This window comes from Asanoa sp. NPDC050611 (assembly GCF_040654855.1).
Lineage (GTDB): Bacteria > Actinomycetota > Actinomycetes > Mycobacteriales > Micromonosporaceae > Asanoa.
Genome location: NZ_JBFAIU010000402.1, coordinates 1 through 6,186 on the forward strand (window position 1 = coordinate 1; position 6,186 = coordinate 6,186).

Sequence of the window (6,186 nt, forward strand, 5' to 3'; positions counted from 1 at the left end):
GGCGGACCGCCTCGCCCCGGTCGGCGCTCGGCGCGATCGTGTCGGCGGGCAGCTGCTGGCCGAGCACGTGGTCGAGGAGCCGGGGTCCTCGACGCGACCCGCACGGTCGGCCTGTCGGTCCCGGACGACGTGGCCATCAGCGGCTTCGACGACCGCTCACTGGCGGCCCACACGCAGCCGGCCTTGACGACGGTCAGGATGCCGCTGCAGGAAACCGGCCACGCCGCGGCCCACATGCTCTTCGCGATGCTCGGCGACGAGCCCCTGACCACCCGCCGCATGGTCCTCCCGACGGAGGTCATCATCCGCGACTCGACTCCGCGCGCCCGTTAGCCCGTCTTGTCGAGGAAGTCGAGGACCCGCCTCCAGGTCAGCTCCGCCGCGGCCGGGTCGTGGTCGGGCAGGTCGCCGTCGGTGAAGAAGTGGCCGGCACCCGGGTAGCGGAAGACTTCGAGGTCGACGCCGGCCTCCCGGGCCGCCCGGCGGAGGCCGGCGACGCGCTCGGGTGGCGCGAAATCGTCCGGTTCGGCGGCGTGCAACTGAGCCCTGAGACCTGGTCGGACGGATGCCGGCAGGTCGGTGGCGGCGTGCAGCATGAGGACGCCGGCGGTGTCAGGGCGTTCGGGCCAGAGGTCCGCGACGACGCCCACGCCCATCGAAGCGCCGGCAAGCACCGTGTCGTTCGGCATGTCCGCGAGGGCCGACCGCGCCCGGTCGATCACCACTGCCCAGCCGATCCCGTCGACCAGCCGGAAGCCGTGCTCGAGACTGTCCGCCGTCTTTCCGGCGAAGAGGTCGGGCGTGACCACCGCATGCCCGGCCCGGCGCAGTCGCTCGGCGGCGAGTCGCTCGACCCGACGGAGGCCGAGCACCGAGTGGAAGAGTGCGACGTGGGCCATTCCGTCATCGTGCCCCGATCTGGCAGCTACGCCAGGGCAGCGCGGCCAGCAGCCGGAGCGTGTCCGCTTCGCAGCTCAGCTGGCGGTGGGTCCAGCGCGCCCGGGCCACTGCCCGACGGTGAGATCAATCGCCGCCGGTGGTCGGCCCGTCCGAGCCGGCCGCGTACTCGTGCAGGGGCACCAGGTCCTTCGACCAGGCGTCGAGTACGGGCGTGACCACCTGCCAGGCCAGTTCGGCCTCGTCGGCGCGGATCGACAGGGCCGAGTTGTTGTTGAGCACGTCGAGCAGCAGGCGCCCGTAGGCCGGCAGCTCCGCCGGCACCAGGGACGCGGTGAGGTCCAGCGGCGCGAGCGTGTCCGGCTGCTGCCCGGTGCCGGTGAGCTCGAGCGTGACGTTCTCCGGCTCCAGGCCGAAGCGGAGCACGTTGGGCCGCGCCGGGCCCTGGTGTTCGAACGGCAGGTGCGGAACGGGCCGGAAGCGCACGGCGATCTCCTTGCGGTCGAGGCCCAGCGCCTTGCCGGTGCGCAGCCGGAACTTCGTGCCGGCCCACCGCCAGTTGTCGAGCTCGAGGTGCAGTTCGGCGAACGTCTCGGTGCGGTGCGCGGGGTCCACGCCGTCCTCGTCGGCGTAGGCGCGCACGGCACGGTCACCGATCCGTCCGCTCGTGTAGCGGGCGCGCCGGCTGCGGTTGACCGTCTGCTCGAGGGTCAGGGGCCGGACGGACCGCAGGACGTCGACCTTGCGGTCGCGCAGGTCGCGGTCGCCGAGGCTGATCGGTGGTTCCATCGCGGTCAGGCACAGCAGCTGCAGCAGGTGGTTCTGCACCATGTCCTTGAGCGCTCCGACGCCGTCGTAGTAGCCGGCCCGGCCTTCCAGCGCCAGCGTCTCGTCCCAGACGATGTCCACGGCGGCGATGTGTGCGCTGTTCCAGATCGGCTCGAGCACGCGGTTGGCGAGCCGCGTGCCGAGGACGTTCTGGACCGTTGACATCGCCAGGAAGTGGTCGACGCGGAACACGTCCTGCTCGTTGTAGAGCACCGCCAGGAGGCGATTGAGCTCCGTCGCTCCGGCCAGGTCCTCGCTGAACGGCTTCTCCAGCACGACGGTGCTTCCGGCGGCGGTGCCCGCGGCGTGCAGGGCCGACACGGCGGCGGGGAACAGCGACGGCGGGAGCGCGAGATAGGCGGCGACCGGTTGGCCGTCGGCGACGACCGCGGACATGCTGGCCGGATCCGTGACGTTCGCCTGCTGGTACCGGGACGCGGTGACGACCGCCCGCTTCGCCGAAGCCGGCGCGTCCGGCGCGTGCTGGTCGAGTGCGTCGGCGGCCCACTGCCGGAACGCGTCGTCGGTCCAGTCCTCGCGGCCGACCGCGACGAGCCGGAACCCGTCGCCCAGCTCGCCGACGGCGCGCAGCGCCGCGAGTCCCGGTAGGAGGTAGCGGGCGGTCAGGTCGCCGGTGCCGCCCAGGATGGCCAGCTGCTGGATCATGTCGTGGCACCTGCCTTTGCGCGTCGTCGCCTATCCACGCATGTGTTCGCGCATCGGACTTGTCAGGGCATACCGAGCGTAGCCGCCGAGTGGACCAGGTTGCGCCGATCGCGCCGTTTCGGCCACAGCGGGCGGAGGTTCGTGCTGTCCTGGGAATGGCCGACCGATTCCGGCGCGGGGAGACGTGGTGGCGGCTCGGATCGAGGATTACGGGTTGATCGGCGACACGCGCGGCTCGGCCCTGGTGTCGCGCACCGCCGACATCGACTGGCTGTGCGTCCCCCGGTTCGATTCGGAGGCCTGCTTCGCGGCTCTCCTCGGCCGGGACGAGCACGGGCGCTGGGGCCTTCGTCCGACGGAGCCGGTGCTGGCGGTGGACCAGCGCTACCGCGGCGAGACGATGGTGTTGGAGACCGAGTTCTCGTGCGTCGGGGGGACGGCGCGGGTGGTCGACTTCATGCCGGTCGCCGACGGGCGCAGCGACGTGGTGCGGCTGGTCCAGGGCGTGTCGGGTGAGGTCGAGTTCTCCTGCCGGCTCGAACCGCGCTTCGGGTACGGCGCGTCCCGTCCCTGGGTCCGGACGCGCGACGACGGCGTCGTGTCGCTGATCGCGGGCCCCGACTCGTTGCACCTGCGGTCCACGATCGGCGTGCGGACGGGCCCGGGTTTCGTCGACGCGACGTTCACGGTGGCCGCTGGGGCCGCCGTGGCCTTTGTCGCCAGCTGGGGACAGTCGGATCGGCCGGCGCCGCCGCCGCTCGACCCGGCCGCGGCGCTGGCGGAGACGGAGGCGTTCTGGCAGGGCTGGGCCGACCGGTGTGCGTACCAGGGCCGGTGGCGGGACGCCGTCGTGCGGTCGTTGCTGACCCTGAAGGCGCTCACCTACGCACCGACCGGCGCCATCGTCGCCGCACCGACGACGTCGCTGCCCGAGGAGCTCGGCGGCGTGCGCAACTGGGACTACCGCTACTGCTGGCTGCGCGACTCCGGCCTGACCCTGCACGCGTTCATGGCCGGCGGCTACGGCGACGAGGCCGCGGCCTACCGCGACTGGCTCGCTCGGACGATCGCCGGAGACCCGACCAAGCTCCAGATCATGTACGGCATCGGCGGTGAGCGACGGCTGACCGAGGCATCGCTCGACTGGCTGCCCGGCTACGAGGAGTCCAGGCCCGTACGCATCGGCAACGGCGCCTGGGACCAGTTCCAGCTCGACGTGTACGGCGAGACGCTCAGCTGCCTGTACGCGGCCCGCAAGATGGGCCTGGTCGGTGAGCCCGAGTCGTGGGACCTGGTCCGGGGGATGCTGGACTACCTCGAGCGCGTGTGGCAGCGACCCGACGAGGGCATCTGGGAGGTGCGCGGCGAGCAGACCCGGCACTTCACCCACTCGAAGGTCGAGGCGTGGGTGGCCGTGGACCGCGCGATCGGGCTGATCGAGGAGTTCGGCCTGTTCGGCGACGACGGACCGGGCATGTTGCCGCACCTGCGGACGCTGCGCGAGCGCATCCGCGACGAGGTGATGGAGCGGGCGTGGCACCCGGGTGTCGGCGCGTTCACCCAGGCCTACGGCTCGGCCGCACTGGACGCGAGCGTGCTGGTCATGCCGCTGGTCGGCTTCCTCGAGGCCGACGACCCGCGGATGGTCTCCACCGTGGAGGCCATCGAGAAGGGGCTGATGCGCGGCGGCCTCGTGCGCCGCTACGACACCGAGCACGGGCACGACGGACTGCCCGGTGACGAGAGCCCGTTCCTCGCCTGCAGCTTCTGGCTGGCCGACGTCTACGCGCTGCAGGGCCGCCGGGCGGAGGCGGAGGCGTTGTTCGAGCGCCTGCTGGACCTCCGCAACGGACTGGGTCTGCTGGCGGAGGAGTACGACCCGTTCACGCGGCGGCACATCGGCAACTTCCCGCAGGGCTTCTCGCACCTGACGCTGATCCAGACCGCGGACCTGTTGGCCCGTGGCACGGCGAAGCGCAGCCGGGCCTGGGATCCGACCATGCTCGTCGCCGGAGCCGGGAGGACACCATGAGCAATGTGGACGGATCCCGGCCGCTGCGCAGCCAGCAGTGGTGGGACAACCCGGCCAACGCCGGCATGACCGCGCTGTACCTCGAGCGGTACCTCAACTTCGGGCTGACCCGGAAGGAGCTGCAGTCGGCGCGGCCGATCATTGGGATCGCGCAGACCGGCAGCGACCTGGTGCCGTGCAACCGCCACCACATCGCCCTGGCCGACCGCGTCCGGGCCGGTGTCCGCGACGCCGGCGGCATCCCGCTGGAGTTCCCCGTCCATCCGCTGCAGGAGACCGGCAAGCGCCCCACCGCCGCGCTTGACCGGAACCTGGCGTACCTCGGTCTGGTCGAGGTTCTCTACGGCTACCCGCTCGACGGGGTCGTGCTCACGACCGGCTGCGACAAGACGACCCCCGCATGCTTGATGGCGGCCGCCACCGTCAACATCCCGGCGATCGTGCTCTCCGGCGGGCCGATGCTCAACGGGTACGTGGAGGGCCGCCGCGCCGGCTCCGGCCTCATCATCTGGCAGTCGCGGCGGCTGCTCGCCGCCGGGAAGATCGACTACGCCGAGTTCATGGACCGGGTCGCCCGTTCGGCCACCAGCGAGGGCCACTGCAACACGATGGGCACCGCGCTGTCGATGAACAGCATCGCCGAGGCCCTCGGGATGACGCTGCCCGGCTGCGCCGCGATCCCCGCCCCGTACCGCGAACGCGGGCAGATGGCGTACGAGACCGGTTTTCGCGCGGTGGGCCTAGTCCGGGAGAACCTGACACCGAAGGCGATCATGACGCGGGCGGCGTTCGAGAACGCGATCACGGTGGCGGCGGCGATCGCGAGCTCGACCAACTGCCCGATCCACGTCAACGCCATCGCCCGCCACATCGGCGTGGAGGTGACGAACAGCGACTGGGAGACCGTCGGCGGGGGTGTGCCGATCCTGGCCAACTGTGCCCCGGCCGGCGACTACCTGGGCGAGGACTTCTATCGCGCGGGCGGCGTGCCGGCCGTCATGAAGACCCTGCTGGCCGCCGGCCGACTGCACGCCGACGCGATGACGGTCACCGGCCGGACCGTCGGCGAGAACATCGCCGAGGCGGTGAGCACCAACCCCGACGTCATCGCCGAGTACGAGCACCCGTTCGGACCCCGCGGCGGCGTGCTCGTCCTGCACGGCAACGTCTTCTCCTCCGGGATGATGAAGATGTCCGTCGTCACGGAGGACCTGCGCGCGCGCTACCTGACCAGTCCTGCGATGAGCTGGCGCGCGGTGGTGTTCGACAGCCCGGAGGACTATCACGAGCGGATCGACGACCCCGCGCTCGAGATCGACGAGGACTGCATCCTGGTGGTGCGCAACGCCGGCAACATCGCGTACCCCGGGTCGGCCGAGGTCGTCAACATGCAGCCGCCGACCGCGCTGATTCTGCGCGGCGTCGAGGCCATCCCCACCCTCGGCGACGGCCGGCAGAGCGGCACCGCCGACGCCCCGTCGATCCTCAACATCAGCCCGGAGGCCGCCGTCGGCGGCAACATCGCGATCCTGCGCACCGGCGACCGGATCATCCTCGACATCCCGAACCACCGCCTCGACGTGGACCTCAGCGACGAGGAGATCGCCGAGCGGTGGCGCCACCACGAGCCGACGCCGATCGAACACCAGACACCGTGGCAGGAGATCTTCCGCAGGTACACCGGGCAGATGGACACCGGCAGCTGCCTCGACTTCGCGACCGCGTACCAGGACCTCATCGTCACGAAGGGAACGCCCCGTGAC

At 71.5% G+C, this 6,186-nt stretch carries 5 protein-coding genes; 3 read left to right on the forward strand and 2 right to left on the reverse strand.

Going from position 1 to position 6,186, the window contains the following annotated elements:
• Window positions 1-333 (forward strand): substrate-binding domain-containing protein (locus AB0H87_RS36425; RefSeq protein WP_360156540.1); only part of this gene is annotated, 333 nt, incomplete at its 5' end.
• Here the strand turns inward: AB0H87_RS36425 and AB0H87_RS36430 are convergent.
• Window positions 330-899, reverse strand: coding sequence for a dienelactone hydrolase family protein (locus AB0H87_RS36430; RefSeq protein WP_360156543.1), 570 nt, complete (start codon window positions 897-899; stop codon window positions 330-332). The two genes, AB0H87_RS36425 and AB0H87_RS36430, sit on opposite strands and share 4 nt — an antisense overlap.
• Window positions 900-1,023: 124 nt before the next feature.
• Window positions 1,024-2,391 (reverse strand): glucose-6-phosphate dehydrogenase, encoded by a 1,368-nt coding sequence (locus AB0H87_RS36435; RefSeq protein WP_360156546.1) that lies wholly within the window; start codon window positions 2,389-2,391, stop codon window positions 1,024-1,026.
• A 187-nt stretch (window positions 2,392-2,578) separates the two neighbouring features.
• Between AB0H87_RS36435 and AB0H87_RS36440 the strand changes: the two genes are divergently transcribed.
• Entirely contained in the window at window positions 2,579-4,423 is a 1,845-nt protein-coding gene (locus AB0H87_RS36440; protein ID WP_360156549.1) for a glycoside hydrolase family 15 protein, read from the forward strand.
• Window positions 4,420-6,186, forward strand: a 1,767-nt coding sequence (locus tag AB0H87_RS36445) for an IlvD/Edd family dehydratase (protein ID WP_360156552.1), incomplete at its 3' end; no start/stop codon positions are given. The genes AB0H87_RS36440 and AB0H87_RS36445, both read left to right, overlap by 4 nt.

What these genes read in the sequence shown, in the direction of transcription:
- AB0H87_RS36430 (WP_360156543.1), bottom strand. Translation starts at nt 899, where the DNA reads ATGGCCCACGTCGCACTCTTCCACTCGGTGCTCGGCCTCCGTCGGGTC.
- AB0H87_RS36435 (WP_360156546.1), bottom strand. Translation starts at nt 2,391, where the DNA reads ATGATCCAGCAGCTGGCCATCCTGGGCGGCACCGGCGACCTGACCGCC.